This window comes from Acinetobacter sp. DMC2, assembly GCF_056314305.1.
Genome location: NZ_JBQUYP010000001.1, coordinates 183,201 through 209,562, shown reverse-complemented (window position 1 = coordinate 209,562; position 26,362 = coordinate 183,201). Strand labels below are relative to the sequence as shown.

The 26,362-nt window shown below is 35.2% G+C and carries 34 protein-coding genes and 1 pseudogene; 25 read left to right on the top strand and 10 right to left on the bottom strand.

Going from position 1 to position 26,362, the window contains the following annotated elements; translation table 11 throughout:
- The first annotated feature begins 138 nt into the window (after window positions 1–138).
- The 6 genes from ACT53H_RS01030 to ACT53H_RS01005 all read left to right on the top strand — a co-directional run bounded on the left by ACT53H_RS01030 (window position 139) and on the right by ACT53H_RS01005 (window position 3,037).
- Window positions 139–363, top strand: a complete 225-nt coding sequence (locus ACT53H_RS01030; protein ID WP_238612969.1) for a hypothetical protein — start codon at window positions 139–141, stop codon at window positions 361–363.
- A gap of 149 nt (window positions 364–512) precedes the next feature.
- Window positions 513–887 (top strand): TonB C-terminal domain-containing protein, encoded by a 375-nt coding sequence (locus ACT53H_RS01025; protein WP_238612967.1) that lies wholly within the window; start codon window positions 513–515, stop codon window positions 885–887.
- A 290-nt stretch (window positions 888–1,177) separates the two neighbouring features.
- Window positions 1,178–1,447 (top strand): hypothetical protein, encoded by a 270-nt coding sequence (locus ACT53H_RS01020; protein ID WP_151963079.1) that lies wholly within the window; start codon window positions 1,178–1,180, stop codon window positions 1,445–1,447.
- A gap of 107 nt (window positions 1,448–1,554) precedes the next feature.
- Complete coding sequence (locus ACT53H_RS01015) at window positions 1,555–1,755, top strand: hypothetical protein (protein ID WP_004791647.1); 201 nt, start codon at window positions 1,555–1,557, stop codon at window positions 1,753–1,755.
- A gap of 184 nt (window positions 1,756–1,939) precedes the next feature.
- Entirely contained in the window at window positions 1,940–2,449 is a 510-nt protein-coding gene (locus ACT53H_RS01010) for a hotdog fold domain-containing protein (protein ID WP_476008390.1), read from the top strand.
- A 15-nt stretch (window positions 2,450–2,464) separates the two neighbouring features.
- Window positions 2,465–3,037, top strand: a complete 573-nt coding sequence (locus tag ACT53H_RS01005; protein WP_476008389.1) for a lysozyme — start codon at window positions 2,465–2,467, stop codon at window positions 3,035–3,037.
- An 83-nt stretch (window positions 3,038–3,120) separates the two neighbouring features.
- On the opposite strand, the gene ACT53H_RS01000 is transcribed toward ACT53H_RS01005, so the two are convergent.
- On the bottom strand, window positions 3,121–3,537 hold the full coding sequence (locus ACT53H_RS01000) for a carboxymuconolactone decarboxylase family protein (RefSeq protein ID WP_353156293.1): 417 nt from the start codon (window positions 3,535–3,537) through the stop codon (window positions 3,121–3,123).
- 110 nt (window positions 3,538–3,647) lie between these two features.
- Between ACT53H_RS01000 and ACT53H_RS00995 the strand changes: the two genes are divergently transcribed.
- From ACT53H_RS00995 to ACT53H_RS00980, 4 genes are all read left to right on the top strand, one after another.
- Window positions 3,648–3,962 carry a winged helix-turn-helix transcriptional regulator gene (locus tag ACT53H_RS00995; protein WP_004791654.1) on the top strand — a complete coding sequence of 105 codons (315 nt, stop codon included), beginning with the start codon at window positions 3,648–3,650 and terminating at the stop codon, window positions 3,960–3,962.
- 611 nt (window positions 3,963–4,573) lie between these two features.
- Window positions 4,574–4,816 carry a hypothetical protein gene (locus tag ACT53H_RS00990; RefSeq protein WP_476008388.1) on the top strand — a complete coding sequence of 81 codons (243 nt, stop codon included), beginning with the start codon at window positions 4,574–4,576 and terminating at the stop codon, window positions 4,814–4,816.
- Window positions 4,817–4,975: 159 nt separating this feature from the next.
- On the top strand, window positions 4,976–6,082 hold the full coding sequence (locus tag ACT53H_RS00985) for a minor capsid protein (RefSeq protein WP_476008387.1): 1,107 nt from the start codon (window positions 4,976–4,978) through the stop codon (window positions 6,080–6,082).
- A gap of 161 nt (window positions 6,083–6,243) precedes the next feature.
- A complete protein-coding gene (locus ACT53H_RS00980; protein WP_004791659.1) occupies window positions 6,244–6,507 on the top strand; it encodes a hypothetical protein in 264 nt (87 codons plus the stop codon).
- Between the two features lie 53 nt (window positions 6,508–6,560).
- On the opposite strand, the gene ACT53H_RS00975 is transcribed toward ACT53H_RS00980, so the two are convergent.
- Window positions 6,561–7,415 (bottom strand): DMT family transporter, encoded by an 855-nt coding sequence (locus tag ACT53H_RS00975; RefSeq protein WP_476008386.1) that lies wholly within the window; start codon window positions 7,413–7,415, stop codon window positions 6,561–6,563.
- A gap of 225 nt (window positions 7,416–7,640) precedes the next feature.
- Between ACT53H_RS00975 and ACT53H_RS00970 the strand changes: the two genes are divergently transcribed.
- The 5 genes from ACT53H_RS00970 to ACT53H_RS00950 all read left to right on the top strand — a co-directional run bounded on the left by ACT53H_RS00970 (window position 7,641) and on the right by ACT53H_RS00950 (window position 10,346).
- Window positions 7,641–8,510 (top strand): LysR family transcriptional regulator, encoded by an 870-nt coding sequence (locus tag ACT53H_RS00970; RefSeq protein WP_004791662.1) that lies wholly within the window; start codon window positions 7,641–7,643, stop codon window positions 8,508–8,510.
- A gap of 151 nt (window positions 8,511–8,661) precedes the next feature.
- A complete protein-coding gene (locus ACT53H_RS00965) occupies window positions 8,662–8,793 on the top strand; it encodes a hypothetical protein (protein ID WP_004791664.1) in 132 nt (43 codons plus the stop codon).
- 273 nt (window positions 8,794–9,066) lie between these two features.
- A complete protein-coding gene (locus ACT53H_RS00960) occupies window positions 9,067–9,354 on the top strand; it encodes a hypothetical protein (RefSeq protein WP_004791666.1) in 288 nt (95 codons plus the stop codon).
- Window positions 9,355–9,442: 88 nt separating this feature from the next.
- On the top strand, window positions 9,443–9,883 hold the full coding sequence (alaE, locus tag ACT53H_RS00955; protein ID WP_004791668.1) for an L-alanine exporter AlaE: 441 nt from the start codon (window positions 9,443–9,445) through the stop codon (window positions 9,881–9,883).
- A gap of 100 nt (window positions 9,884–9,983) precedes the next feature.
- Window positions 9,984–10,346 carry a NirD/YgiW/YdeI family stress tolerance protein gene (locus ACT53H_RS00950; RefSeq protein ID WP_174742278.1) on the top strand — a complete coding sequence of 121 codons (363 nt, stop codon included), beginning with the start codon at window positions 9,984–9,986 and terminating at the stop codon, window positions 10,344–10,346.
- Between the two features lie 84 nt (window positions 10,347–10,430).
- Here the strand turns inward: ACT53H_RS00950 and ACT53H_RS00945 are convergent, their stop codons facing one another.
- Window positions 10,431–10,937: a GNAT family N-acetyltransferase gene (locus ACT53H_RS00945; RefSeq protein WP_476008385.1), complete on the bottom strand. Its 507-nt coding sequence runs from the start codon at window positions 10,935–10,937 to the stop codon at window positions 10,431–10,433.
- A gap of 382 nt (window positions 10,938–11,319) precedes the next feature.
- On the opposite strand from ACT53H_RS00945, the gene ACT53H_RS00940 reads away from it, so the two are divergent.
- The 3 genes and pseudogenes from ACT53H_RS00940 to ACT53H_RS00930 all read left to right on the top strand — a co-directional run bounded on the left by ACT53H_RS00940 (window position 11,320) and on the right by ACT53H_RS00930 (window position 13,029).
- Window positions 11,320–12,432 (top strand): OmpW/AlkL family protein, encoded by a 1,113-nt coding sequence (locus ACT53H_RS00940; protein ID WP_476008384.1) that lies wholly within the window; start codon window positions 11,320–11,322, stop codon window positions 12,430–12,432.
- Between the two features lie 56 nt (window positions 12,433–12,488).
- Window positions 12,489–12,578: pseudogene (locus ACT53H_RS00935) on the top strand (hypothetical protein); the annotation flags it as partial.
- Between the two features lie 22 nt (window positions 12,579–12,600).
- Window positions 12,601–13,029: a DNA breaking-rejoining protein gene (locus tag ACT53H_RS00930; protein WP_476008383.1), complete on the top strand. Its 429-nt coding sequence runs from the start codon at window positions 12,601–12,603 to the stop codon at window positions 13,027–13,029.
- Between the two features lie 65 nt (window positions 13,030–13,094).
- Here the strand turns inward: ACT53H_RS00930 and ACT53H_RS00925 are convergent, their stop codons facing one another.
- Together ACT53H_RS00925 and ACT53H_RS00920 are read right to left on the bottom strand one after the other, a co-directional pair.
- Window positions 13,095–14,681 (bottom strand): ATP-binding cassette domain-containing protein, encoded by a 1,587-nt coding sequence (locus ACT53H_RS00925; RefSeq protein ID WP_476008382.1) that lies wholly within the window; start codon window positions 14,679–14,681, stop codon window positions 13,095–13,097.
- A gap of 260 nt (window positions 14,682–14,941) precedes the next feature.
- On the bottom strand, window positions 14,942–15,385 hold the full coding sequence (locus ACT53H_RS00920) for a universal stress protein (RefSeq protein ID WP_005306472.1): 444 nt from the start codon (window positions 15,383–15,385) through the stop codon (window positions 14,942–14,944).
- 289 nt (window positions 15,386–15,674) lie between these two features.
- On the opposite strand from ACT53H_RS00920, the gene ACT53H_RS00915 reads away from it, so the two are divergent.
- From ACT53H_RS00915 to ACT53H_RS00905, 3 genes are all read left to right on the top strand, one after another.
- Window positions 15,675–15,902, top strand: coding sequence for a hypothetical protein (locus ACT53H_RS00915; RefSeq protein WP_004791683.1), 228 nt, complete (start codon window positions 15,675–15,677; stop codon window positions 15,900–15,902).
- Window positions 15,903–16,077: 175 nt separating this feature from the next.
- A complete protein-coding gene (locus tag ACT53H_RS00910) occupies window positions 16,078–16,251 on the top strand; it encodes a hypothetical protein (RefSeq protein WP_004791685.1) in 174 nt (57 codons plus the stop codon).
- Window positions 16,252–16,512: 261 nt separating this feature from the next.
- On the top strand, window positions 16,513–16,956 hold the full coding sequence (locus tag ACT53H_RS00905) for an RDD family protein (RefSeq protein WP_004791686.1): 444 nt from the start codon (window positions 16,513–16,515) through the stop codon (window positions 16,954–16,956).
- Between the two features lie 56 nt (window positions 16,957–17,012).
- Here the strand turns inward: ACT53H_RS00905 and ACT53H_RS00900 are convergent, their stop codons facing one another.
- Entirely contained in the window at window positions 17,013–18,188 is a 1,176-nt protein-coding gene (locus tag ACT53H_RS00900; protein WP_174728206.1) for a benzoate/H(+) symporter BenE family transporter, read from the bottom strand.
- Between the two features lie 186 nt (window positions 18,189–18,374).
- Here ACT53H_RS00900 and ACT53H_RS00895 point away from each other — a divergent pair, with 186 nt between their 5' ends.
- Window positions 18,375–18,848, top strand: coding sequence for an Lrp/AsnC family transcriptional regulator (locus tag ACT53H_RS00895; protein WP_004791690.1), 474 nt, complete (start codon window positions 18,375–18,377; stop codon window positions 18,846–18,848).
- A 51-nt stretch (window positions 18,849–18,899) separates the two neighbouring features.
- On the opposite strand, the gene leuE is transcribed toward ACT53H_RS00895, so the two are convergent.
- The 3 genes from leuE to aceR form a co-directional block, all read right to left on the bottom strand.
- Window positions 18,900–19,550 carry a leucine efflux protein LeuE gene (leuE, locus tag ACT53H_RS00890; RefSeq protein ID WP_034596589.1) on the bottom strand — a complete coding sequence of 217 codons (651 nt, stop codon included), beginning with the start codon at window positions 19,548–19,550 and terminating at the stop codon, window positions 18,900–18,902.
- Between the two features lie 73 nt (window positions 19,551–19,623).
- Entirely contained in the window at window positions 19,624–20,613 is a 990-nt protein-coding gene (gene tal, locus ACT53H_RS00885) for a transaldolase (protein ID WP_004791694.1), read from the bottom strand.
- A gap of 131 nt (window positions 20,614–20,744) precedes the next feature.
- Window positions 20,745–21,638, bottom strand: a complete 894-nt coding sequence (aceR, locus tag ACT53H_RS00880) for an HTH-type transcriptional regulator AceR (RefSeq protein ID WP_004791696.1) — start codon at window positions 21,636–21,638, stop codon at window positions 20,745–20,747.
- A gap of 90 nt (window positions 21,639–21,728) precedes the next feature.
- On the opposite strand from aceR, the gene aceI reads away from it, so the two are divergent.
- Window positions 21,729–22,163 (top strand): chlorhexidine efflux PACE transporter AceI, encoded by a 435-nt coding sequence (aceI, locus tag ACT53H_RS00875; protein WP_005073799.1) that lies wholly within the window; start codon window positions 21,729–21,731, stop codon window positions 22,161–22,163.
- A gap of 61 nt (window positions 22,164–22,224) precedes the next feature.
- Here the strand turns inward: aceI and ACT53H_RS00870 are convergent, their stop codons facing one another.
- Window positions 22,225–23,796, bottom strand: coding sequence for an acetyl-CoA C-acetyltransferase (locus ACT53H_RS00870; protein ID WP_476008381.1), 1,572 nt, complete (start codon window positions 23,794–23,796; stop codon window positions 22,225–22,227).
- Between the two features lie 235 nt (window positions 23,797–24,031).
- On the opposite strand from ACT53H_RS00870, the gene ACT53H_RS00865 reads away from it, so the two are divergent.
- Window positions 24,032–25,423, top strand: a complete 1,392-nt coding sequence (locus ACT53H_RS00865; RefSeq protein ID WP_476008380.1) for a 3-oxoacyl-ACP reductase — start codon at window positions 24,032–24,034, stop codon at window positions 25,421–25,423.
- A 74-nt stretch (window positions 25,424–25,497) separates the two neighbouring features.
- The gene (locus ACT53H_RS00860; protein ID WP_440202394.1) at window positions 25,498–26,352 is read left to right on the top strand and encodes a MaoC family dehydratase; all 855 of its coding nucleotides are present in this window, start codon (window positions 25,498–25,500) and stop codon (window positions 26,350–26,352) included.
- The last annotated feature ends 10 nt before the right edge of the window (window positions 26,353–26,362 follow it).

The window sequence follows — 26,362 nt, the reverse complement described above, 5'->3', positions numbered from 1 at the left end:
TATGATTTAAAAAGAGTTACTCATTTTATTAATGCGAGTTTTATAAAATTATTGTTAAGTATTGCTAAATAGTTTCGGTGTGACAATAGCTGTTCAATTTGTTAAGTTGTGTGGCTTTTATAACGGTAGTCAAAATTTATGAAGACATTTCTACTTATATCTTTATTGGGTTTTGGGCTGATTGGCTGTGCTTCATCTCCATATAATTCTCAAGAAAACTATTTAAATAACGCTCCAAATGTTCCAGTCAATAAGGCATTTAATAGTTTTAAAACACCTGAACATGGAATTTTTACTGATCAAGATGTCTATAATGTGCCAGAAAATTCAAATATGAATTTTCGTTACGAAGTCCCTTTTTAAAGAAAAATAAAAAATTAATTTAAACAAAGGTAGATCGGGATGACCTACTACCTTTGCTGGCTAGGGATAATCAGTGATTAATACCGCCTTCGGGTGGTTTTTTTAAATTTAAACTGTTAAATTTTAATTATTGAAAAAAGGTATTTTAAATGAAAAAATTCACTATTATTGCTTCTTTATTTTTATTAGTTGGGTGTGCGACTGGCCATAAACAGGTTGCACCTGTTCAAGTTACAGATAATAAAATTACTTCAGAAGCTGAAAAATATAAAAAGCAATATCAAAAGAAAATTTATAAAATATGGGATATTCCAGCGTCTTCAGCTGGTATGAGTGCAAGCGTTAAAGTATTTTTAACTGACAGTGGAGAAATTGAGCAAATCATCTTTTTAGATAAAGAAGAACAAAAATTTAAAACAAGTATTGAAAAGGCAATCTGGCGTGCAAGCCCATTTGCTTTGCCTTCAAACCCTGAAGTAAGAAAGCAAGCAAGAAAATTCAATATGAAATTTCAGGTTAAATAAGTAAGTTCTTCTTCAGCATGGGGAGCAAATTTAAAAATATTAATGTATATAAATTTGCTCTTTTATTTTATAAAACAGCGGAGGTAGTTAGTTAAAATTGTATATAGATTTCTTTCAAAATTAAAAGCAACATATTATCTTAAATTGAAAATAAGACAGTTGATGGAGAGGTAAACAAAATATAAAGATTACTTACATTGCTATCAAAACATAACATAAACAAAACTTTAAATAGGCCTTAAATTAATATAAAAAATTGATATAAGTCCTAAAATGTGACATGAAAAAGTATGAGTCAAGTAAGCAAACCCCATAGTGAAAGTAAGGCTACCTCAATTGTCGCATGGGGCATAATTTTATTTGGAATTGTTTTGGGAATAGCCTTTATTTTGTCATATGGGCAAGTTGAAACAAGAAATGATAATTTAGACATTATTCAAGTCTGGTCTAAAGAAATGGTTACAGTCGGTCTTTTCATTATATTTAATGGGCTACTTTTTGGTTACTTGCTTTTAAAAATTAGTAGTATTTTGAACCATCTTGAAAATACCAAAAACTAAAACGTATCCTAAAGTGTCAGTTACACAAATGATGATTGTTTAGGGTTGAATGTAGCCATTAATTATTTAAGCATGGAAAGACACAAGTTAAGTAGAGGATGAATCTCATGATAGATGAAGAAAAACCCTTAAATTTTGACGATGATGAAGAGCCTCTCGATTTTGCCGATGAAGAATTTATCGATGATAAAAAAGAGGATGAGTTATATAACAGCATCACCAAAGATGGCTCGAGTGTAGATCCGGCCGATGATGGTGAGCGTCACATTCGCCCTGAAGATGGTGATCCCATCGAAATTGAAGAATAATTTAAAGCCCAATTCAATATTGGGCATTTTTAATATTTGGGATTTCTAGTCAAACAGTACGCTACGTTCGAGGTTATTTAATCATTATCATTAATGACTCAAAAAATTGAGAACTAAGCAATGAGTGTAGAAGTAGGTACATATATATTTATTGAATGATTAATTCTCGAATTGAAGTAAAACTATGAGTATTTATATTTCTACATTTACCAACAAAATCAAAAATAAAGCAGTTCCACCGGTCAATGATATTCTGCTCGCATTTAAGACTTTGAAAAATGTACCGGGCGGATTAAAACTATTATCAAAAGTTGTTAGTCGAGTGGCTCCATATTTTCAGACTGTAAATCCAATGATTCAAAAATTAGATTTAAATGTGTGTGAAGCCTCAATCAAAAAAAATAAATCAATCGAAAATCATATAGGGACTGTACACGTTATTGCTATATGTAATGGATTGGAATTTGTGATGGGCGTGTTAGCTGAAGCATCAGTACCTCAACATTTAAGATGGTTACCTAAAGGCATGAGCGTAAATTATGTAGCTAAGGCAGATTCTGATATTAAAGTAGTAGCAACAATTGATGACGAGTGGAAAATTGGAGATATGCAAATAAAAGTTAACGCTTATAGAGCGGATGGGCAGCCAGTAGTTCAAGGGTATATTACGCTTTGGGTTACTGAGAAAAAGTAAATAACAGGGCATTAAATGCAAAAAATATTGGATTATCTCCGCAAATTTTTTACTGCAAAGTCTCAGCAAGATGCAGCAGTGGATCAGATTGCTACAGCAACTGATTATGGCGATGAATTGATAGGCATCGCTGTTGATGAGGGGGCTCTTAGCTTAGAAGGTGTAAACCTAATTTGTAATTTTGAAGGGTTAAAACTCAGTGCTTATGACGATGGTACTGGTGTCTGGACAATTGGATATGGCACGACGCGATATCCTCATGGTCAGCGTGTAAGTGAAGGAGATCGATGCACACTTGAACAAGCTAAAGCTTATATGCAGCATGATCTAAAGATATTTGAGCGCGCAGTAAATAGTGCCGTAAAAGTATCTTTAAAACAAAATCAATTCGATGCATTAGTCTCTTTAGCTTATAACATTGGAGTAGGGGCTTTTAAAAACTCGACCTTACTCAAAAAGTTAAATTTAGGTGATTACAAAGAGGCTGCAAACCAGTTTGATGTCTGGGTCAATGCTGGCGGTAAGCGTTTACAAGGGCTGGTGAATCGCCGTGCAATCGAAAAGAAATTATTTTTATCGTCAAAATAGTGTTTTCATTTTTTATTAAACTTTGTCAAAAATCATTAAAAGCCCCAAATAATTAGGGCTTTTTCATATAGGAGGTGAATAGATTAACTTTTATCACCTAAAGTGATTCTGAGTCGGTTTAAAGCCCCCATGAGCGAAATGCTAGCTGTTAATTCTACAATCTCTCTTTCACTAAAATATTCAGCTAAATGAGCTTTTACAGTTTCAATTTTGTCAGATAGAAAAGTGACTGCCTCCGCAAGTTCAAGAGCAAGAAGCTGCTTTTTTGAAAAGGCATTCGAATGTTTATAGCCCGGAATTTTATCAATGACTTCTTGGCTTACTCCCATATCTCTCAATTCCTGAGCATGAAACGCGCAGCAGTAAGCACAGCCATTGATTTGTGACACATACAACTCAGCTAAAGCAATGATTTGAGGGTCGATGCCTGAGGTACGAATAGATGCATGTGCTGAGTACAAATGATTAATCGTTTTTTTAGCAACTTCTTTATATTCCATAATATTGGTCAGTCTTTTCGTGATAAAAAACTATTATTTACCACTAGGTATAGATTGTAAATTAGGCACTATTTTGTTATATAGGTATATTTTTTATACCTAATTAAACAATGAAAGATAATATTTCTGGCTGTTCTGTAGAAGAGGCAATGACAGTATTGGGTGGCCGCTGGAGAATGTTAATTATTTCATTTCTCATCGAAAGACCTATGCGCTTTAATGAGCTCAGACGTGCAATACCTAATATTTCTCAAAGAATGTTAACTTTAGAATTGCGTTTTCTTGAAGAAGAGGGGTTTATTAACAGAGAAGTTTTTGCGGAAGTTCCTGTTAAGGTTGAATACTCACTAACCGAAGATGGCAAGAAATTAAACGGTTTAGTTGATGTGCTAAAAGAAGTAGGCACTTGGCTAAAAGTAAGATAAGGCTGGTTTATTTTATAGTTTGATTTACGTTGTTTCGGATCGTACCGAGATCACATGTCATCATTTGGGCAGGATCATTTATACAAATTTTAGGCATTAAAAAAGCCTGATGCTACGAATCAGGCTTCAGTATTCATCGACAATAGGAGTTGATGAACAAGACCAATCTAACAGACCTGATCTATAAAGGCAAACCGATGGCCGACCAGACAGTTCATATAAGTATAAGTTTTCTCAAATTTTAGGCATTAAAAAAGCCCTTGCTCGAAAGCGAAGGGCTTAGTCGTTCATTGATCTAGCAATGAACTATATAAGGCTCATCTCATACTAAGTTCAGTATATCTGAAATTGAAGCAACAAAGAAGAAAACATTCTAAATATCTTCATCACTCTATTTAAACTCAATTTATTCATTCCTATAGCAACTTACATGTTTGATAAATCAATACACAAAATTTGCACTTTGCATTTTTGAAGGCATGTTATTTGTGTGTAGCCCTAATTGGATCGGTTTAGGGAATAAACAATAGCCGTCTATAGATTATTCAAAATAAAGCTTTGTATGAATCAATTGAAGAGTGAGGACGCTAGAGGGAAGTAAGGAAGTAGAGATGAATTTGATTAGATTAGAAGAGCTTTCATTGGTAAGTAATGCTGTGTTGACACCCCAATTAAACAATTGGCCGTGTGTACGATCTGAAAATATGCGTGATGCTTCCTATAACAAGCCTAAAGACAACTTTTCGGAACAATCTGATAAAAAACTTTATAAAGAATGGCTGAAACAACAAAAGAAAATACTTAAAAGTATTCCGAGTAATGCTGTTTTACTCAGCAAGAAAGATCCTATTTAGATGAGGTTTAAGGTACGTTTATAAAAAACGCATTACAAGGATGAGCATTTAGCTAAATAACTTTACGTAGGTGTGCTTGTTAGTCATAACTTAATCTAGTGATACTGGAAATATAAATAGCAAAACAATAAAAAAGCACTTCTGTAGAGGTAAATTTTTATGGCTAATCTTCATCAAAAAACACTTTTTGATATTTTGACTCAACATCAGGCCTATCTATATCGAGCATCATCAAGATCGGTCAACGAACTTATTAATTTATTTAATTCTGAAACGGTTACCATGCTTGCTAAATTGGCTAACTTATTAGATGGGCTAAATGAAAAGGAAAAAGCAGCATTGGCTGGTGGAATTTATTCAACAGCTAATTTAAGAGAGATACGTGCGTTAATTTCTCAGTGGTTTAATTTGATTAATGAAGCTCTCATTGACACTTTTACAATATCTGCTGTGGCATTGGCTTTCTATGAAGCCAGATATATGTCAAAAATTTTTGGTGGTCAACATAAAGAGTTAAAAGGCGAGCAACTCTATAAAGCTGCTAAACGCGTTCCTTTAGCGGGCGGAGCATTAGTAGATGAATTACTCTCTAAAATCGCTGAGCTAGCTCGTCAAAGAGTTGAATATGCGATTCGAGATGGGCTTAATATTGGCGCTACAACCCTACAAATTATTCAGCGTATTCATGGAACTAAACGTCTTAAATATGAAGATGGGCTACTCAATAGTACTAAAACAGATATTGAACGAACTGTACGTACAATTCGAAGTCATATATCCAATCAGGCATATTTAAATAGCTATAAACAATTAAAGTTTGAATATGTCCGATTTGTAAGCGTTCTTGATGGAAGGACATCGAAAACATGTGCTTCACTTGATGGTTCAGTATGGCAGCTTAACGATCCGGCAAAAAAAGTTCCTCCTTTACATCCTCATTGCCGCAGCATTTTAGTTCCAACCCTTGAGGATGGTCAGCTAGTGGGTAGTCGAGCTTTCATTATGGATGAAAGAAAATTTAAAGATATTCCTAAAGATGAGCGCGAACAATTAACTGGTCAGCTAGATGCAAATACTTCTTTTAAAGAGTTTTTTAAACTGACAGATGATTTCTTTCAAAAAGAATGGTTAGGACCTAAACGATATAAATTATATAAAGAAGGGCAATTCGATTTTGATAAGTTTTTTGATCCAGAGGGGCGGTTATATACCCTTGAGGAACTTAAAGAACTTGATGAGCGGGCTTTAAAATTTTTAGATTTGTGAGTGAGAGCAGAAGCATTTGAAATAGGATTTTTATCTTAAATAACATTTTTAGTTTTAACCAAAGATACACACTTAAACAATTAGTTAAAAAAGTTTCAATAATCTAGCCAGATAGCATGTTAAGTTTTTCTCAATCATAAAAATTTAGAAAGGATTAACACATGAAATTTTCCTACCAAGATCTTGCCGGAAATAATGTTGAAGTAGAGTGTGAAAGTTATACTCATATACCCTCAGGAACAGCAACAAAATCAATAGAAGGGGGGAATTATCATCTTAATGAAAACTTCAGTTTCTTTAAGAAAACTGAAGCTGATTCTATGCCCATTTATCGATTTGCTATTGACCGTAATTCTAATGTTTTTAATAGTGATGAGCTTCCAGCATTAGCCCAAATTGGTACAGACTGGAAAAATTTAGATTAATTTTTTACTCAGAATAAGACCCTCAGTTGAGGGTTCTATATTATTTGTATGAGTTATTTCTTTTTAAATACAAGCAATAAGCCTAGTAAAATTGCAATCATTCCAATTAAACCTGCCAGAGGTAATGTATTTTTTAAAATTAGAAAATCTAAGAGCGCAGTAACAATGGGAACTAAATAGAACAGGCTTGTCACGTTGACAATATTGCCCTGACTTAAAAGTCGATAAAGTAAAAGCTGCGCAACTACAGAAATTAAAATTCCAAGAAATAAGACTGAAATAATCAGTTGTGAATTCCATGTTATTTCAAAATGTTCAAAGGGAACTATCAATAAGCAAACTACAAGGCTAACTACATATTGTAGTGGTAAGACATCTGTCGGGGCCTGCTGAATGTTCTTTTGCATGATAGCCCCAAAGGTTATACAGATGAGGGCAGCCAAGGCAAAGAATATGCCGATTGGCGCAATAAACGACATCGTCAGGCTTTTCCAGACTAAAAGAATGAGTCCAGCTAAAGCAATGACTAAACCGAAAAGCCTTTCTTTTTGTAAACTCTTTTCTAAAAGGCAGAGCATTAAAATGGGTTGTATTCCCATAATTGTGGCCATCAAACCAGGCGTAACCCCATGAGCCATAGCTTTAAAATAGCAGATTGAATAACCTGCGATCATGAGTAATCCAGTCAGTAAAACTTGCTTTCGGGTTCCCTGCTTGGGTAAGAGCCGTTTTCTAAAAATAGCCAATAGCGACAGAGCAATTAAAGCAGTAGAAAACCGTAAAATTAGTAAGGCTATGGGTGAGGCATTATCGAGTCCCCAACGAGTAAAAATTGCGGCACTTCCCCAAAGTAAAACGAAAATAGATGTCGCACTTTGTGATGCAAGCATCTGTTTATTTAGGCGCATAAAACCTCCTCCTAGTGCGTAATACCTAAGAAATACGTAGTGATGAAATTGTGAGTAGGTGTCGCTATTAACGTGTTATTCAGACATTAACCAATTCATGGATAGCTTCTTTTAGAAAAATGAATTGTTTTAACTTCTTCTAATTTCAGTATGGGAGAGAGAAGAGATAAAGAAAAGCGCATAATTCTTTTATATACTATTTGAAAATCGAATAGATAAATCGTAATGAATATAAAAAACTTACAGATTGATTGGTTAAAGTGTTTTGTCACAGTCGTTGATACTGGCTCATTGTCGAATGCAGCACCTGAGTTATATCGCTCGCAGTCTGCGGTTAGCATGCAACTGAAAAAACTAGAAGAAGCGCTACATTGCCAACTTTTAATACGAACACATCGACAAATTGAATTAACGTCGCAAGGACAGCTACTCTTAGGTTATGCACGCCGTATTTTAGATTTGCATGCTGAAGCTCAAATGGCATTTCATGGAGATGAATTAAAGGGTCGTATACGTCTTGGGGTACCTGATGACTATGCTGCTAAATATTTAACGCCCGTACTTAAACGTTTTGCACCACGTTACGGAGGTGTTGAAATTGAATTGATCTGCGAGCAGTCGACTTCTTTAATTCCACGAGTAGAAAGTGGTGATATAGACTTGGCATTAATTTCAAGAGATAACGCTCGTCAAGGAACACTGTTATTTCATGAACCAATGGTATGGGTTGGTTCTCCACAATTTGAACTCTGGCGAGAAGATCCGCTTCCAATTGCAGTTTACGAAAGTACCAGCCAAGCTAAAAAGAGTGCTATTCATTCTTTGGCATTACAAGGGCGCCGTTACCGTGTGGTATACAACAGTTCAAGTTTGGCTGGTCAAATTGCAGCAGTTGAAAGTGGTTTAGCAATCGCCGTATTCACACAATGCAGTGCACCTGAGCATTTAACTATATTAGGTGCAGATCATGGACTTGGACCATTAGAGCCAATGGAGGCTGCTGTTTATCGGAGTAGGTCTTCTTTAGAGTCAAAAGCTGTAGACCACCTATATGAATTACTCATTAAAACGCTCAGACACTCAGTTAATGTTTAATAGTCAATTTTAAGTCAATATTGAAAGGTGAAAGTAAAGCGCTTTACATTTTTGCGTTAAATCTACAAAAAAGCCTAGAAACCTATGCTGATCGTAAAACTAATAAAAAGTATTTATTAACTCACTATCTGAATAATTCATGAGGTGAAACATGACAAAAATTATGGCTACCTTAGGTTTAGCTACCATTATTTCTTTAAGTGTGAGTGCTTGCCAAGGTGAAAATGACACAAAGCAGCAAGATAAAACGACTACTCCTCATTCAATGGACAAAGATTCATAATCCAAGTGAATTTCGAAACCCATCGTAAGATGGGTTTTTTTATATCTTTTTATTTTAATCTTAAAGTGTGATTTGCAACTCGAAATATTTATTTTTAATGGCACTGTTCAAAAATATGTTGACTAATATACTTGGTTTTAAATATATTTAATTCAATACGAATCACTTTAAATATAACTCTATATTTAAAGTGTGTTGGTTTAAACACCATCAGATCAGAAATTTAACCTTTAAATTTGATTATAAAAATATTAATTAATCAAGGAGGTAGGTATGGACGCTAAATTTCATTCTGAAAATGAATATGGTTTTATTCTAAATATTTTGAACACTTATATGGTCATAAAGAAGACATTAAAAGATGATCATTATCCTTATGATTCATTTGGTTATCTTCTTGCTCTTTATCAACCGCTCAAAGTTTATATCCCTCAACTTCCTCATCCAAAAATTTATATTGAGATTGGTGGAATTTCATATGACAGAATGATTGCTGGGCAAACAGAGGATGAGACAGAAGCCATAAATATTTTATTGAATTTAGGCCAACTTGTTGCTTAACGATTAAGTGTTATTTTAATGCTGAGTTTAATTTACTTAAGAAACACGCTTTCTTAAGTAAATTCATGACAAAACTATAGGCTATAAAATGGTTGTCGGAAGTGAAAGCTTAAAAAAATTCCTTGCAGACACATTCGCAATGGTTTTGTTCTCACTTATTGTTGGTGGTTTCGTTGAGTTAGTTATTACGGGCTTAACCCTTGAACAAACGATCAAAATACGGGTCACTGCAATACCTATTTCTCTTATTATTGGTCGGCCATATGGGCTTTACCGCGACTGGATTTTTAAAACAATAACTTCAAAGAATAAAACAGCATTACAAACTTTTTTGCTCGATACCTTTGCTAATTTAACGTTTCAAATTCCCTTATATATTTTGATACTGCTTTTGAATGGAGCAACTTTAGTACAAGTATTTACGGCTGCGAGCTCTATCTTAATCATTGTAAGTATTTCTGGAAGACCTTACGGAATTTTTCTGAATTTTTGCCGTAAATTATTTGGTGTTTCTATTCATTCTCATTAAACAAAGGCTCGAATAAGATACAAAAAACCACAAAAGCTAAATCTATAACTTTAAAAGAATTTGTTTATATAGCTAAGAACATTAAAAGTAGGTCATCGTAATGAAAAAAATATACTTAGCAACTTTCGCTGGGTTGGCTTTATTGGGTAGTAATGCGGTATTTGCTAAACCAGATGCAGCCTTATTAAAAGAAGCGACAAAAAATGTAGTCACTGTGTCTAAAGCAAAAACTTTGGCTGATGAATCTGGAGTAACTTTAACTGGTACGATCGTAAAGCATATTGCTGGTGATCATTTTGAGTTTAAAGATGCTACGGGTTCGATTGTAATTGATATTGATGATGACTTGTGGAAGCCTTTAAAATTAAAAGCAGGCGATAAAGTACGTGTTGTAGGAGAGGTGGATACACATCGAGTTAAGCCTACCGATATTGAAGTTTTTAAGATTGAACGTGTTAAATAAAATAGATTATTTATATTGTTCAAAGTAAACAAAAAGAAAACTCCTATTTTTAGGAGTTTTCTTTTAAAAGGCGAGAACTTTTTGTTAATGCGTTGCATTAAATGCTTCATGATAGCTTACATATCCTGTAGCAAAATGACCTGAGAAGCTTAAGGCTTGGAAATACTCACTCGGTACATCAGGTAAAATTAACTCAGGACAGTTTTTAAAACCAAAGCGGCTGTAATAGTTGGGATCACCTAATAAAACACATCCTTTTGCACCTAAGTTTTTTAATTTTTCTAGTGATTTATTCATCAGAAGGGAACCAATACCCAGCCCTTGTTTATCTGGATGAACTGAAATAGGGCCTAAACCATACCATCCTATTTCCCCTGAACTTATTTGAACTGGAGAAATAGCAACATGCCCGATAATAGAACCGTCTTCAACTGCCACCAGAGAAATAGTGAGTTGACCGTGGTTTCTTAAACTATTAACAATAAAATGTTCGGTATGACTCGTGTGCTCAGCATTTTGAAAAGCTGCTTTAGTTAGGTTTTCGATCGCTTCGATATCCTCATTTTGTTCATCACGAATAATAATATTCATTAAAAATTCTTCCAGATTTATTGATTAGCTATACGAGGTAACTTCTTTAGATAAGCTCTCTTCGTAGGTTTTTATTGAAATGTCTATAAACGAAAATTAAAAGTCTAGTTAGATTCTAATTTAAATAACTCAAGCATAACAGCTAGTCAAATAAGACTAATTCTATTTAGTTATTTTACCGTTCGTTAAATTGTTTTTAATTTTAATTATGTCATTCGTCAGAAAAATTTGATGACTATTTCATGTAATTAAAGAGATAAATTGATAGATTTATCTAAATCAATTTTGTTTAAAAATTATACTGATTGATAAAAAAGGCAACTTGGCTATATTCCATATCTATATTGCAAAATCAGCAATATATTTCTAGGATGGAATAAAAATGAAAAAAAGAGTAATAAAAATAGCAATATTGAGTTCATTATCTGTAATCACAAGCATGAGTTATGCGCAGGAATTTAAAAGATTCTCTGTCTCTGCTGGTTGGCTACATGTAATGCCACAGGGTAAAGCTAATCCATTTAATATTAATACCGCAGTTAAAAATGGAACAGAAGCTAAAGTCGGCACTATTTCAACAACAAGTTTTTTAAACTCTATTGATCCCAATGCCACTATGACTGATATGGGTGGAGAGGTTTGGAATTTAAAAGAAACCCTTACAGAGTTTCTAGCCCAACCCGAAATCCAAGAGCAACTTACCGATGGTAAGGGTAATATTCTAGCTGAAGTTGCTGGTACAGCACGAATTGAGGGATTGGAAAACTGGCAACAGCAAGATGCGGGACTAGAAGTCGATAATGTAGACACATTAGGTTTAACATTTAACTATTATCTGAATGACAATGTGTCTTTACAATTTATTGGCGGAATTCCACCTAAAGTTGATGTTAAAGGAAAAGGAGAGATCCTAGCACCGTTAAGTGGAATCGCAATGTCTCCTAATGACTTAGTGAAATACCTTTTCCCTGATGGCTTTACTTTAGGTCAGGCGATTCCTATTACCAACCTAGGCAATAAATCTAAAGCTGCAACTATTCGAGCATGGACGCCAACCATAGAAGCACAATATCAGTTTGGTAAAAGTGGGGTAAATAAGTTTAGACCGTATGTTGGAGTGGGTTTAATGTATGCTCATTTTAATGATATTAAACTCAACGATGGAATTCGTTCTGATTTAGTGTCTGCAGGCCATATGATCCAAAATGTGTTGGATGGCAAAGCTGGAGCGGCTTTAGACCGAAAAGAATCGAGTGGAAAAATGGTCGTTAATGTCGATGCAGATGATTCGATAGCGCCTATTTTTACCGCTGGTTTTACCTATGACTTTAACGATTCGTGGTATACGGTAGCTTCTGTGTCCTATGCAAAGTTAAGTAACAATGCCCAAATTGATGTCGTCAATCAAAATACGGGGACTCGTTTAATACATGCCACAACAAAAGTTGATATTGACCCACTGATTACCTATTTAGGGGTAGGTTATCGATTCTAATATTTCCTAAAAAGGGTATCTCGGAGCCAATCATATTTAAACTTTGAGATACCTGATTTGTTACTAATTATAAAAAATAACTATTAATTGTTAAACTCATACATAAAGTAAAATTCTATAAAAAATATTTTAATATAATAGTTTAAAATATTTTTTGAGGATTAGAAATTGAAAAAAATCATTAAAAATTTATTATTATCTACGCTAATTTCAACTGCATCATTCACAGTTTTAGCTAAAAATGTTGAGCAAAAAGTTAATTTTTTACAAGGTTCTACTCATACCACATTAACTGGAAAATTTCATAGTTATGATGATGTGAGATATAGAGTTTATGCAAAGAATGGTCAAATATTGAAATTCAATATTAATAGTCTTGGTAATTTAGCCTATGTTAATATTTTTGCCCCAGGTAAAAAGCCCGGCAAGGATAAGGCATTATTAATTGGTTCAACTGTAGGATCTAAAGGTGAACTTACTTTACCAGTTGATGGAGATTATATTGTTCAAGTTTATCAAATGCGAAATAGTGCTCGTAAAAATAAAACTGTGACATATAATTTAGAAATTGAAATATTAAATAAAGTAAAAAAATAATGGTTGCTAGAATTTACTAGTTCTCAAAAGAGAACTAGTAAATTTGAAAAAGACATCAATAAAGATTAATCGGCTAAAGAAAAAGACTCATGAATAGCACAACTTTCAACAAAAGTTTGATCATGTGAAATGAGTAATACAGCGCCTTCATAGCTTTGAATAGCGGTAGCTAATAGTTCTCTAGATTCAATATCTAAATGATTTTCTGGTTCATCTAATAACAAGAGTTCAGGGGTAGGATGTATCTGGCTAAGCGCCAATAAGGCTACTTTGAGTTTTTCACCACCACTGAGCTGAGATAAAAGTTGTGTACCTTTATCACCTCGAATTCGAAGTTGACCTAATAGATTTCGCCATTCTAGTTCTGAAAGCTCACTATTCATGTGGGTTAGATTTTCAATCACTGTCATTTCATCACATAAAAAGCTAAAGTTTTGGTCCAGATAAAAGCACTCTACAAATAAGTGAATGCTGTCACATGGCTGTTTGTTTTGAGCTTGAATTGCTTTGAGTAGTGTCGATTTACCAATACCATTTTGACCGGTTACGTGAATTTTTTCGGCTGCCTGAACCGCTAAATCTATGGGTTTTTGCGTTCCATATTTCAGTTTAAGTTTTTTAATTCGAAGAATTTCTCCAGATTTCTTATGAAAAGTAGGGAAGACAAACTGTTGTGGCTTGACGGTTTCAAGACGCATTTTTTTGTCTGTTAAATCATTTTGACTGTTCGAAATTTGTCGTTGGTGCTGGGACTGTATAGCAGCAATACTTTGGCCTGCTTGTTCCTTTTTAAAATCGAGCAAAATTTTGGCTTGAGAATTCGACTCTCGTAATTTATTTCCAGCACGTTCACGTTTGTGAGCTTTCATTAATACTTCATGCTGCTTTTGCTTCATGTGTTTAACGTCGCGTTGGCCTTGTTGAACAGATTGCTCTAAAGCTGCAACATGAGTTTGATATTGGTCATAAAATTTTTCATAGTTTCCCGTTGTGTGATGTAAACCATGTTCATTTAAATGATAAATATGGTCTACTTCATTCAGTAAACTACGATCATGACTAATGATCAGCGCACCTGCTGGGTGTTTCCTCAAATGATCAATTAACCATTTTCTAGATTGCTGATCTAGATGATTACTAGGTTCATCAAGTAGCAAGTAGTGATCTGATTTTAGAAATAAACAGCTTAATGCCAATTTGGTTTTTTGACCTTCGCTTAGATTTTTCACTGGAAAGTCTAAATCTGTTGGTAAACCCGCAGACTCCAATAAATTATTCCATAAGGTTGGCAGATCCCATTTACCGTCTAACAAATCATAATCATCGAAGTTAGCGACACCTTGTTCAACTCTTTTAAAAGCATGATAAACATCTAAGATATCTAATGCTTCGGCAAAGGTCAGTGCTGTCAAACGATGCAACTGAGGTAAATATGCATGCTTTACATGCCAAGATATTTGCCCAGATGTCAGAACTAAATCTGATTTAAGCGTCTGATTTAACATTTGCATAAGCAAAGATTTGCCTTGACCATTACGGCCAATTAAAGCAGATACTTGATGCGATTCAAGATTAAAATTTAGTTGTTGAAACATGACTTTAGATGGGAATTCTAAAGAGAGTTGTGATATTACACATGCCTGCTGAGTCATAAAAAAACCTCATAAATACAGGATGTACAAAATAGGAAAAGTAGTTTTAAGCAGAGATTTTAAATCACAAAAAAATAGTCTATTTTGCACATCAAAAAAAGAAAAATTGATGAGAAAAAAGACTTACTTCATTGGCGTGACTCACGAAATTGGAAGAATAAGAAACTATTCTAGCTGGATTTTTGATTAGTGTAAAATTTATGCAATTTATTTTATTAAAAAACCCAATCGTTGGATCGGGTTTTTTGCATCTAAAAAATTTATTCTTTTACAACCAATACCTGAATTTTGGTACTGTTTAAAACATCTTGAGCAAAGCTACCCAAAATAAGTTTTTGGAAGCCTTTGCGACCATGAGAACCAATCACAATCAAATCGGAACCTAAGTCTTCTACAGCTTTTAAAATACCATCTGAAGAAATTTCACCTTGGATGATTTGAGTTTCGGCATCAATACCTTCTTCGGCACATAAAGCTTTTACAGTTGCGAGTGTTTTTTCTGCATTTGCTCGTGCTTCAACAAAATAATCTTTTACAACAGGTGAGATGTAATAAAAATCTACACCGCTAAAAGGATCTACCGCAACTAAGCTAATAGCGGTCAATTTGCTCCCAAAAGCTTTTGCAATATGAGCTGCTTGTCTTGCTGCCGCTAAAGAAATTTCCGAACCATCGACTGGTACAATAATATGTTGGTAATTCATAATGTTATTCCTCTTATTTACAGTTGTTATATGTATGAAGCATTTATTAATTAAAGATTAACATATTTCATTCACGGTAAACATCTATTCAGTCATTGGAAAGAGAAATTAAATAAATTTATTTCAAATCATATATTTGTGTTTATTTTTTATTGGTTGAGATGGTGTTTAGGTGGCATTGCTAAAGAATCGATAATATTTACATGAAAATTACAAAAAATTACTGTTCATCTTTCTGTCATATAGAAAACGTATAACAAAATAGTGAATTAAGGGGAGAGTGAGGAAGATGGCTGATTTAACAGCAAAGAAAGTTAATAAACTTATTGAAGAGTTCCGTCAAACAGGCAAAGAACCCGAAAAGTTAGTTATCGGTTATAAAACTTATGCCAGATTGATGACCGAAGATAAATTTGCAGAAAAAGTTGTTCCTTCACTTGAAGATTCAAAAGAACGCTTATATAAAAATCTAAAAATTAAACTTGTCACTGAAAAACACTATTTTGAAATTAAATAAAAATTATGTGAACTTCATCACTTGTTATTAAAGCAAAGTAACACTAAATATATTTAATAATATGATTATTGTATGATGATACAAATTAATAGTGTAGCCAACATTTGAAAACAGCAATCGTTTATAAACTCGATAGAATAAATTGCTTTTATTTTAAGTAGTGGAATAAATTGAAATGCCGACATTCAGTGTAATTATATTTTATGTTTTAGCTATATTAGGCAGTGTAGCTATTGTTTATGGAATAGTCACTTTAAGTGTTTTTTTAATTGTTATTGGTTTAGCTCTATTATTTGCAGCATTATTATTAAAAAAAGAGTTTAAATTAGATATTTTATTTTGGAAATAAATATAATATGATTTTATATTTTAATTTCCTGTAATATTGTTCCAATAGAACTGAAATGAAAAAATTCAGTTCTAAAAATATTAGTTTTTTGATGAATATTGATGCAATAACGTTTTTTTGATCAGCATTATTACAATAAAATATAAAAGTAGAATATTTTAAATTTATTTAAGTATTTAAAAATAAAAAAGTTTCATTTAGGATAAAAGTAAAATTGTAAAAGCGTTTTTAGCTATTAAACAATAACAAAGCGAGGTGAGCATGACTTATAAGTATGAGTATGCAGGGTTCTGGTTAAGATTTGGTGCAATGATCATTGATACTCTTATTCTTTTTTTGGCTATTATTCCTGCAGCATGGATTTTTTATCAAGGGGATTACGATTTAGTCTTTGCAACAGGTTTAAGTGCTAAGCCACAAAATTATTGGTTCGATTTGATTGTGAACTATGCATTTCCTTTATTGTATTCAGTTTTATGTTGGCTGTATTTTGCAGGTACTCCAGGTAAGCGTTTGATGCGATTAAAAGTTTTAGATGAAAAAACAGGTAATAAGCTAACAGTTACGCAGAGTATTATTCGATATGTTGGCTATATTCCGTCAATTTTAGTGTTTGGTATTGGTCTTTTTTGGGTGGCATTTGATGCTAAAAAACAAGGCTGGCATGACAAAATGGCAAAATCAGTGGTAGTAAGAGAGTTATAAAAATAAGATTCAAAAGCGTTCATGGCATTGAAAAAGGAGCTATGAACGCTTTTTTATTAACTTTTTTTGACCTTAAATTTAAGTACTAAAAACACAATAAGACCGACAATAAGTCCCCAAAAGGCTGAGCCAATACCAAAAAATTGAATGCCCGAAGCACTGCATAAGAAGGTAAATAATGCAGCTTCACGGTCTTCAACAGGGCCAAATGCAAGTGCAATGTTATGGCTAATGGTGCCAAGTAATGCGATACCAGCTAAAGCTACAATAAAGATATGGGGAAAAGACATGAGTAAGCTTGTGAGTGTTGCTGCAAATAGTCCCATCAATGCATAGAAAAAACCAGAACTCATGCCAGCAATATAACGTTTACTTGGGTCAGGATGAACTTGATCGTCAAGGCATACAGCTGCACTAATCGCAGCAATATTAACGCTGTAACAACCAAAAGGTGCAAGCAAAACTTGGGTTAAACCTGTCCAGCCAATGAGTTGGTTAACATGTGGTTTATAGCCATAACTTTTAATCATGGCAATACCGGGTAAATACTGCGAAGCCATACTAATCACAAAAAGAGGTAATGCTAATCCTAAAAGAGCCGACCAGCTAAAGACAGGACTAATCCAAACAGGTTTAGCCAAAGACCAGTGAAGTGTAGGCATATGAAAGTCTAAAAACACAGGGCAGAGCACAACACCAGCAAGAGCTGTGAACACGATGCTATAACGCGGCCATAATCTTTTTGTAATAATATAAATGACGAGTAAAGATAAAACGAATGCCCAATCATTTTGCAAGCTTGCGAAAAGTGAAATACCAAATTTAAGTAAAACGCCTGCAAGCATGGCACTGGTTAAGCTTTGCGGAATATAGGAAAGCGCTTTTTGGAAAATTCCTGAAAAACCTAAAATCGCAGTCAGTAAACCAACCACTAAAAAAGCACCAATTGCTTCATTTATGCTATATCCACCGCCAGTTGCAATAATTAAAGCGAGACCAGCGGTTGACCATGCAGTTGCTACAGGGTATTTAAATTTCCATGAAAGAATAAGTCCTGATAAACCAAGACCCAAACCTAAAGCCCAAAACCATGAGGTAATTTGTTCAGGTGAAGCACCTAAAGCTTGGGCAGCCTGTATCACTAAAATAGCCGAAACACTAATACCAATAAGAAAGGTAATGAAACCCGCGAATACGGCTGGAATAGAAAAATCTTGAAGAATCTTTTGCATGGCTAAATGTTCTAAGTTCCTGAAAAATTAATATGTTTCTGCCTTTACTTTCAGCTCGCTAAATCTAACAATTTTTTTAAAGAAGGTGCTTTCTATTTTTAACCTAAAATGGAAATAATATTTTTAAAATTTCGAATAATGATATTATTCCTTCCATAAATAACACTAAATTTGGAATATTGTTTTATGGAAGAGCAGGCTGAGAATTTATCACCACTCGAATTGAAAATTATGCGTGCATTACAAGAAAATGGACGCTTAAGTAATGCCGAATTGGCTAAGCTCGTAGGCATAAGTACTTCATCTTGTTGGAATCATACTCAGCGTCTTTTTAAGATTGGAGCAATTCTAGATGTGCGTGCTCGGATTAATCCGAGCATGGTGCAACGTGATACGGTAGTACTCGTTGGTGTAGTTTTAGACCGTTCAACACCTGATAGCTTTCAGGCATTTGAACAAGCATCAGGTGATTTGGAAAATGTTTTAGAGTGTTATCTGGTGGCGGGAGAGGTCGATTATTTTCTAAAAATTCGTGTTAAAGATTTAGCTGCGTTTAACCGATTCCATAGTGAAAAGATTATTGCCTTACCTGGAGTAAGACAAGTCAGAACATTTTTTGTGCTCAATGAAGTTAAAACAGATGGCATGCTGGCATTTTAACAGCTCATCATGTTTTAACTTTATAGTGCATAAACGGATAGGTAACGATGATTAGATTGTTGAGGTTGCTAGTTTTAGACCAAATCCGAAGAATAGAATTCCGACTAAAAAAATACTACTCGCAGCAATTTTATGGTTTTGTTTAAAAAATGCTGAAAGTTTAATTCCAGAGAAGATTAATGCCGTTAAATAGCTAAAACTAATCACCTGTAAAATAACCGCTAAAATTAAAAAGCTTAGAGCAGGATAGGCATAGTCGGGTTCAACAAATTGAACAAAGAAAGATAGGAAAAATAAAATTGCTTTAGGGTTAAGTAAACTAATACTTAAGGCGGTTTTATAAGGGTGAACTTTATCTAAAGCAGGTAAATCAGCCATTTCTGGTTGTGGGTGATTACGTTGTTTCCAGCGTTGAATACTACCTTGTAAGAGTTTAAAGCCTAAATAAGATAGGTAAAGAGCACCTGTTAATTTAAGAATAACAAATACCCATGGAAATGCTTTAAGTAGGGAGGCTGCTCCTAGTACAGTACACAGCATTAAAATGAGATCGCCAGTAAAAATACCAAGTGCACCCATATATCCGGTTTTAATCCCGTAGCGTGAAGCAATTGACATCACATAAAGAGAATTGGGTCCGGGTAATAACACAATTAGGAATGTACCAATAATATATGTTGTTATATCTGTTATGCCGAACACAAGAAACCCAATAAAAAACCGATTTTTGTCATAATAACAAAAATCGGCAATTTTGTATGAAAAGTGCAGTTTTTTAAGGTTTAATTTCTGCATCAATTCCAAAAGATTGACGTAATAAAAAACTTAATTGGTCACGAGCTTTAATAAAGCCATCAACACCACCTTGTAAAAGTTGGAATGCCATTAAGTCATGATTAAGTTCGTCTTTAAAGCTTTGTTCATCTTGAGCAGGTCTAACAATAGCCTCTGCTTGTTTTGATTTAGTCGCATCAAGAGCTGCATCAACTGTACGTGTATCTTGCTCAAGCTGGGTAAGTAGCCCCGGTGAAATCGTTAGCAAATCACATCCTGCAAGGCCAAGCACTTGATCAATGCTACGGAAGCTCGCACCCATCACTTGAGTTGGAATATTTTGCTGCTTGTAGTAAGTGTAGATTTTCTTAACTGAAACTACACCTGGGTCTTTTTCGATTGGGTAGGCATCTACACCTTCAGCTTTTTTGTACCAGTCTAAGATACGGCCGACAAATGGTGAAATTAAAGTTACTTTAGCATCTGCACATGCTTGAGCTTGATGCAAACCGAAAAGGAGAGTCAGGTTACAAGCGATCCCTTCAGCTTCAAGTACCTTAGCAGCTTGAATACCTTCCCAAGTCGACGCGATTTTAATCAAAATACGTGACTGATCAATACCATAACCTTTGTAAAGTTCACATAATTCATGCGCTTTTTTAATGGTTGCTTCGGTGTCATATGAAAGGGCAGCATCAACTTCTGTCGAAACACGGCCTTCAATGAGTTTTAAAATTTCTACGCCAAATTTTACAGTCAAAATATCAATCGTTCTTTCGATTAACTCATCGTTGCTATAGCCTTCTTCTTTGGCTTGATAATAAGCATCTTCAATCAGCTCTTTACTTTCAGGTTGTTCTGCTGCTGCCGTAATCAACGAAGGGTTTGTCGTCGCGTCTAATGGACGAAATTTACGAATTGCATCAAGGTCACTACTATCGGCAACAACGGTCGTTAATGTTTTTAATTGGTCAAGTGCTGTATGAGTCATTGATATTCAACATCTTCAGTAATAAATCTTATGTTTTCTTTTATAGCACAAAGTCTATTCATGCTGTCGATATATCAATTGTTATATTTCAAAGAAAAACGTTTAGGTTCTGCATCTCAATTGAAATAATTTTAAGGTGTCTGTTGCATTCGTTGCTTACGGATATATTCAATTAGGAATCTGGCAGCCGCACCAAGTTCACTTTCACGGCTCCATACTAAGTCGACATAATATTCAAATCTTGGCGTGAAATCTAATAAATCCAATACTTTAAGCTTGTTTTTTAATTCTGGGTTTTCTTTAAACATTTCTTGAGGAAGAACACCCCAACCTAGATTGCGTAAAATCATTAAACAAGCAGAGTGGTGGTTGTCTGTACGCCAATAATGTTTCGAAAATAGCAATTCCGGCTTTAAAGTTTCATCTCGGCTTGCAACTACAATTTGTCGTGTAGTAAGGATTTGTTCATAAGAAACCTGATTTTGGCTTGCGAGAGGATGGCTATTTGAAATAACCGGAATTAAAGCCTCACGTTTAAGTTCTACAAATTGTTCTCTGTTATCTAGGTGTTCACGTTCAAACATCAGTGCAAGTTGGGCAGAGCCATCTAATAACATTTGAAGTGCATCTTCTTGGGGAGCAGACACAATATTAATTTGTAAGTCTGGAAAACGACTTTCTAAAAGACAAATATAGTCGGTCCAATTGGTGTGTAAAAGTTCAGAGACAATCACAAGAGTTAAATTGGCTTCTAACCCTGTACTTAACGCGTGTGCATGCTGTTTCCATTGATTCATCTCAATTAAAAGCTGAGATGTCTTTTCGTATAAGACCCGTGCTTCGTCAGTTGGGACGGGTTCACGGCCTTTACGGTCAAATAAAGTCAGGTTCAGATCAATTTCTAAGTTGGCAATAGACATGCTTACAGCCGAAGGAACTTTTCCAAGTTTACGTGCTGCTGCTGAAAAGGATCCTGTTTCAATTACGGCCTGAAACATGAGTAGTTGTTCTTGATTAATATTCATCTGTCAAAAAAACTGAAAGAACCTGATTGGATTAATCAATATTATAAAAATAAAATGCACATTATCCAAGTTATTATTGAGTATTTAAAAATGTTGATTTCCAAGAGAAGGCTCATTCATGCAATCAGTTATGAAGGAATTTTATTGGTCATCATTGCGATTGCATTAAGTTTTATTTTTGATATGCCAATGGATGTAACCGGAACACTCGGTGTGTTTATGGCAGTTGTTTCAGTTTTCTGGAATATGATTTTTAACCACTATTTCGAAAAAGTAGAGCATAAATATAATTGGGAAAGAACGATCCCTGTTCGGATTTTACATGCCATTGGTTTTGAAGGCGGCTTGTTGATTGCAACAGTACCGATGATTGCATATATGCTTCAGATGAGTGTCATTGATGCACTTATTTTAGATATTGGTTTAACCTTATGTATTTTGGTTTATACCTTTATTTTCCAGTGGTGTTATGACCATATCGAAGATAAGTTTTTCCCAGATGCTAAAGCTGCATCACTTCATTAAAATTAACTAGTTAAAGTAAAAAAGCACCCATCAGGGTGCTTTTTTTAGGTGAATCGTAGAATTATTTCTCTACGATTGCTACAACGCCTTCACCACCTGCTGTACAGATCGAGATTAATGCACGGCCTGAACCTTTTTGATTAATCAATTTAGCAGCAGTTGCTAAAATACGGCCACCAGTTGCAGCAAATGGATGGCCTGCACCTAAAGATGAACCATTTACGTTCAGTTTAGAGCGATCAATTGAACCTAAAGGTGCATCTAAACCAAGACGTTCTTTACAGAATTTTTCATCTTCCCAAGCTTTCAATGTAGACAACACTTGAGATGCGAATGCTTCATGAATTTCGTAGAAATCAAAATCTTGAAGTTTAAGGTTTGCACGCTTAAGCATACGAGGTACTGCATAAGCAGGAGCCATCAATAAGCCTTCTTTAGGACCATTTTTACCAATGAAGTCAACAGCTGCTGTTTCAGAGAAAGAAAGGTAAGCTAAAACTTCATGGCCATTTTCTTTTGCCCATTCTTCAGAAGCAAGCAAGACAACAGAAGCACCATCAGTTAACGGAGTTGAGTTACCTGCTGTCATTGTCGCAGTTTCGCCTTTACCGAAAACTGGTTTCAATTTAGCAAGTTTTTCAATTGTGCTGTCTGCACGTAAGTTGTTGTCACGGTTAAGACCTAAGAATGGAGTGATTAAGTCATCAAAGAAACCACGTTCATAAGCAGCAGCAAGTTTTTGATGGCTGCTTGCAGCTAATTCGTCTTGCGCTTCGCGAGTAATACCCCATTCTAATGCAGTGATTGCTTGATGCTCACCCATTGAAAGGCCAGTACGTGGTTCACCATTGCTTGGTGCATCAAGTAGTTTTTTAAAATCAATTTTTGTTAATGCTTTAAGACGATCTTTACCAGTCTTAGCAACATTGAGCTCAAGTAAAACTTTACGTAAACCATCACCTACAGCAATCGGCGCGTCAGAAGTTGTGTCTACACCACCTGCAATACCTACATCGATTTGACCAAGTGCAATTTTGTTTGCAACAACAAAAGCAGCTTGTAAACCTGTACCACAAGCAATTTGAATGTCATAAGCAGGAGTTTCAGGAGCAAGATCTGTGCTCAATACAACTTCACGAGTCATATTGAAGTCACGGCTATGTTTTAAAACAGCACCCGCAACGACTTCACCAATACGCTTACCTTGTAAGTTAAAGCGCTCAACCAAACCATTCAATGCTGCTGTCAGCATGTCAGAATTAGACGCTTTAAAATAAGCAGTATTTGAACGTGCAAATGGAATACGGTTGCCACCAATAATTGCAACGCGGCGAACAGTGTTTTGGCTCATGGTTTTATCCTGTTGAACAGAAGTTTTGGTTTTTGTTGCTTTTGGTGCTGCAACTACATTATTAGAAGATGTAGATGGGGTTGCTGTAGCAGCGCTCTTATTACGAGGGCTACGTGCAGGTGCAGTCGTTGAACGAGTACGTGTCGTTTTTGGAGTATTAGTTGCTGCTTTAGGAGTTGTGCTGTTACGCTTAGCCGTGTTAGAAGCCGGCTTTGATGTATTTGACACTTTTTCCTCAGCAGAATTCTCGACTGCTGGATTTTCTTGAGTTGTCTTGCTCATAAGGCTTTTCCAAGCATATTAACGATATTCTTATTAGCTACATTAACACAATTCAAATAGACCTGTATTGACTAGAATGACATTGTAGATAGCATTCAGGTCAAGACATCCAAAGATGAACTCAAGTATGATTTGGAGTAACTCTAATGAACGACTGATTTCATATTGTTGCTATTCATCTCATAACATAATGAAGCCTGTCGTAGAAAATTCATTTCTTTGAGAGATAATAATCATGACTGATCAATACCAAGCATTTACACAATCTCCTATTGGTAAATTTGTTGTTAAAAATCTGGGTTTACCATCACCAGTTGCATTAGAGCGTTTTGAAAGTGCTCAGCCAGTAGTGAATGGTGCAGTATTGGTTGGCGCAGCGCCGTCAAGTGTATTGTCTGGTGCGATTGCACAAGTACTTAGCAATATTCATGCTGACAGCTATGTAGGCAATAATGTTGCATTACAACAAGAAGCTGCAAAAGTTGGTTTAAATTTACGCCCATTCAATGCAGGCGACAAAGAATCAAAATTCAAAGCAGTTGTATTTGATGCTTCTGGTATTCAAAACTCAGAACAGTTAAACGAACTTTATAAATTCTTTAACCCGATTGCACGTCAAGTTGCAACTTCTGGTCGTGTGATTGTCATTGGTACAACGCCTGAAACTGCAAAAACAGTAAAACAGGCGATTGCTCAGCGTGCACTTGAAGGATTTATCAAATCTGTAGGTAAAGAATTTAAAAAGGGTATTACTGCTCAAGTTGTCTATGTTGACGAAGGTGCTGCTGCAAACCTTGAATCAACTTTACGTTTCTTGCTTTCTCCACGTTCAGCTTATGTGTCTGGTCAAGTTGTTCGTGTGTCTAAAGCAGATGTGGTTGATGTTGATTGGGCAAAACCGCTTGCTGGTAAAACTGCACTAGTAACTGGTGCGAGCCGTGGCATTGGTGAGGCAATTGCACATGTGCTTGCACGTGATGGCGCTCATGTTATTTGTTTAGATGTACCACAACAACAAGCTGACCTTGACCGTGTGGCTGCTGACATTGGCGGTTCTACATTGGCAATTGACATTACTGCTGCTGATGCGGGCGAAAAAATTAAAACTGCTGCGGCAAAACAAGGCGGTTTAGATATTATCGTTCATAACGCAGGTATTACTCGTGACAAAACTTTGGCAAACATGAAGCCAGAGCTTTGGGACTTAGTAATTAACATTAACTTGTCTGCTGCTGAACGTGTAAATGACTACTTGTTAGAAAACGATGGTCTAAATGCAAATGGTCGCATTGTTTGTGTATCATCAATTAGTGGTATTGCTGGTAACCTTGGTCAAACCAACTACGCTGCATCTAAAGCTGGTGTGATTGGTCTGGTGAAATTTACTGCACCTATATTAAAAGATGGTATTACCATTAACGCAGTAGCACCTGGCTTTATTGAAACTCAAATGACTGCTGCGATTCCATTTGCAATTCGTGAAGCTGGTCGCCGTATGAACTCAATGCAACAAGGTGGTTTACCTGTTGATGTAGCAGAAACGATTGCATGGTTTGCATCAACTGCTTCTACAGGCGTAAATGGCAACGTTATACGTGTGTGTGGTCAAAGCTTGTTGGGCGCTTAAGCACTTTTAGCTAAAAAGGGGTGCTTGTGCATCCCTTTTTTATTCAAAAATCTATAAATTATAAAAGGTTAGGTATGAATACTCGTCATTTTAGCCAGCTACCAAAAGCGGCATTGGCTTATCCAAAAGTGGTACAAGGTTTAATTTTTAAAAAGCCTAAAGGGCCAAAAATCTTACCGCAAGTTGAATATGTGGTTGATAGTCTAGAAATTGATCAGAGTCATCTCAAAGCTTATAACGAAGTATGTGGCTTTAAAAACAATGGCTTTGTACCCGCAATTTATTTGGCTGTGCTTTCTCAAAGCTTGCAAATGCACATGATGACAGCAGAAGCATTCCCATTTCCAATTTTAGGTTTAGTTCATATCCGTAACCAGATTAAACAAACTAGACCGATTGGTGTGACTGAAAAACTAACCTTGTCATGCAAATTTGGGGAACTAAAACCGCATGATAAAGGTGTTCAGTTTGACTTTATTACCAGGGCTAAAGTTGGCAATGAAGTGGTAATGGAAGGCTTAACGACTTATTTATCTCGCCAAAAAGTTGAGAAAAGAGTGGGTGAGAAAGCCAAAGAAGAACAAGCACCAGCTTATGTTCCAAAGGCTGAGTGGAATATTTTAGAAAACACAGGCCGCCGTTATGCGAAAGTGTCTGGTGATTTTAACTTAATTCATATTCATGCTATTACAGCAAAAGCATTTGGCTTTAAGCAAGCAATTGCACATGGCATGTGGAGCAAAGCTAAAGCACTAGCGAACCTTGAATTACCAAATGCTTATGAAGCAGATGTATGGTTTAAGCTACCAATGTTCTTACCGTCAAAAGTTGAGTTCTTAACTGCAAATGCAGATAAAAAGACTGATTTCTTGATTCGTAGTGCCAAATCACAAAAACCGCATGTTGCAGGAACTGTAAAAGCATTATAAAAATATCAGC

What these genes read in the sequence shown, in the direction of transcription:
- ACT53H_RS00910 (WP_004791685.1), top strand. Translation starts at nt 16,078, where the DNA reads ATGCCGACATTCAGTGTAATTATATTTTATGTTTTAGCTATATTAGGC.
- ACT53H_RS00995 (WP_004791654.1), top strand. Translation starts at nt 3,648, where the DNA reads ATGAAAGATAATATTTCTGGCTGTTCTGTAGAAGAGGCAATGACAGTA.
- ACT53H_RS00970 (WP_004791662.1), top strand. Translation starts at nt 7,641, where the DNA reads ATGAATATAAAAAACTTACAGATTGATTGGTTAAAGTGTTTTGTCACA.
- ACT53H_RS00945 (WP_476008385.1), bottom strand. Translation starts at nt 10,937, where the DNA reads ATGAATATTATTATTCGTGATGAACAAAATGAGGATATCGAAGCGATC.
- ACT53H_RS01020 (WP_151963079.1), top strand. Translation starts at nt 1,178, where the DNA reads ATGAGTCAAGTAAGCAAACCCCATAGTGAAAGTAAGGCTACCTCAATT.
- ACT53H_RS00975 (WP_476008386.1), bottom strand. Translation starts at nt 7,415, where the DNA reads ATGCGCCTAAATAAACAGATGCTTGCATCACAAAGTGCGACATCTATT.
- ACT53H_RS00905 (WP_004791686.1), top strand. Translation starts at nt 16,513, where the DNA reads ATGACTTATAAGTATGAGTATGCAGGGTTCTGGTTAAGATTTGGTGCA.
- ACT53H_RS00965 (WP_004791664.1), top strand. Translation starts at nt 8,662, where the DNA reads ATGACAAAAATTATGGCTACCTTAGGTTTAGCTACCATTATTTCTTTA.
- ACT53H_RS01000 (WP_353156293.1), bottom strand. Translation starts at nt 3,537, where the DNA reads ATGGAATATAAAGAAGTTGCTAAAAAAACGATTAATCATTTGTACTCA.
- ACT53H_RS00985 (WP_476008387.1), top strand. Translation starts at nt 4,976, where the DNA reads ATGGCTAATCTTCATCAAAAAACACTTTTTGATATTTTGACTCAACAT.
- alaE (WP_004791668.1), top strand. Translation starts at nt 9,443, where the DNA reads ATGGTTGTCGGAAGTGAAAGCTTAAAAAAATTCCTTGCAGACACATTC.
- ACT53H_RS00940 (WP_476008384.1), top strand. Translation starts at nt 11,320, where the DNA reads ATGAAAAAAAGAGTAATAAAAATAGCAATATTGAGTTCATTATCTGTA.
- ACT53H_RS01010 (WP_476008390.1), top strand. Translation starts at nt 1,940, where the DNA reads ATGAGTATTTATATTTCTACATTTACCAACAAAATCAAAAATAAAGCA.
- tal (WP_004791694.1), bottom strand. Translation starts at nt 20,613, where the DNA reads ATGACTCATACAGCACTTGACCAATTAAAAACATTAACGACCGTTGTT.
- ACT53H_RS01005 (WP_476008389.1), top strand. Translation starts at nt 2,465, where the DNA reads ATGCAAAAAATATTGGATTATCTCCGCAAATTTTTTACTGCAAAGTCT.
- ACT53H_RS00865 (WP_476008380.1), top strand. Translation starts at nt 24,032, where the DNA reads ATGACTGATCAATACCAAGCATTTACACAATCTCCTATTGGTAAATTT.
- ACT53H_RS00960 (WP_004791666.1), top strand. Translation starts at nt 9,067, where the DNA reads ATGGACGCTAAATTTCATTCTGAAAATGAATATGGTTTTATTCTAAAT.
- ACT53H_RS00980 (WP_004791659.1), top strand. Translation starts at nt 6,244, where the DNA reads ATGAAATTTTCCTACCAAGATCTTGCCGGAAATAATGTTGAAGTAGAG.
- ACT53H_RS00895 (WP_004791690.1), top strand. Translation starts at nt 18,375, where the DNA reads ATGGAAGAGCAGGCTGAGAATTTATCACCACTCGAATTGAAAATTATG.
- aceR (WP_004791696.1), bottom strand. Translation starts at nt 21,638, where the DNA reads ATGAATATTAATCAAGAACAACTACTCATGTTTCAGGCCGTAATTGAA.
- ACT53H_RS00860 (WP_440202394.1), top strand. Translation starts at nt 25,498, where the DNA reads ATGAATACTCGTCATTTTAGCCAGCTACCAAAAGCGGCATTGGCTTAT.
- ACT53H_RS01015 (WP_004791647.1), top strand. Translation starts at nt 1,555, where the DNA reads ATGATAGATGAAGAAAAACCCTTAAATTTTGACGATGATGAAGAGCCT.
- aceI (WP_005073799.1), top strand. Translation starts at nt 21,729, where the DNA reads ATGTTGATTTCCAAGAGAAGGCTCATTCATGCAATCAGTTATGAAGGA.
- ACT53H_RS00870 (WP_476008381.1), bottom strand. Translation starts at nt 23,796, where the DNA reads ATGAGCAAGACAACTCAAGAAAATCCAGCAGTCGAGAATTCTGCTGAG.
- ACT53H_RS00925 (WP_476008382.1), bottom strand. Translation starts at nt 14,681, where the DNA reads ATGACTCAGCAGGCATGTGTAATATCACAACTCTCTTTAGAATTCCCA.
- ACT53H_RS01025 (WP_238612967.1), top strand. Translation starts at nt 513, where the DNA reads ATGAAAAAATTCACTATTATTGCTTCTTTATTTTTATTAGTTGGGTGT.
- ACT53H_RS00990 (WP_476008388.1), top strand. Translation starts at nt 4,574, where the DNA reads ATGAATTTGATTAGATTAGAAGAGCTTTCATTGGTAAGTAATGCTGTG.
- ACT53H_RS00915 (WP_004791683.1), top strand. Translation starts at nt 15,675, where the DNA reads ATGGCTGATTTAACAGCAAAGAAAGTTAATAAACTTATTGAAGAGTTC.
- ACT53H_RS00900 (WP_174728206.1), bottom strand. Translation starts at nt 18,188, where the DNA reads ATGCAAAAGATTCTTCAAGATTTTTCTATTCCAGCCGTATTCGCGGGT.
- ACT53H_RS01030 (WP_238612969.1), top strand. Translation starts at nt 139, where the DNA reads ATGAAGACATTTCTACTTATATCTTTATTGGGTTTTGGGCTGATTGGC.
- ACT53H_RS00920 (WP_005306472.1), bottom strand. Translation starts at nt 15,385, where the DNA reads ATGAATTACCAACATATTATTGTACCAGTCGATGGTTCGGAAATTTCT.
- ACT53H_RS00950 (WP_174742278.1), top strand. Translation starts at nt 9,984, where the DNA reads ATGAAAAAAATATACTTAGCAACTTTCGCTGGGTTGGCTTTATTGGGT.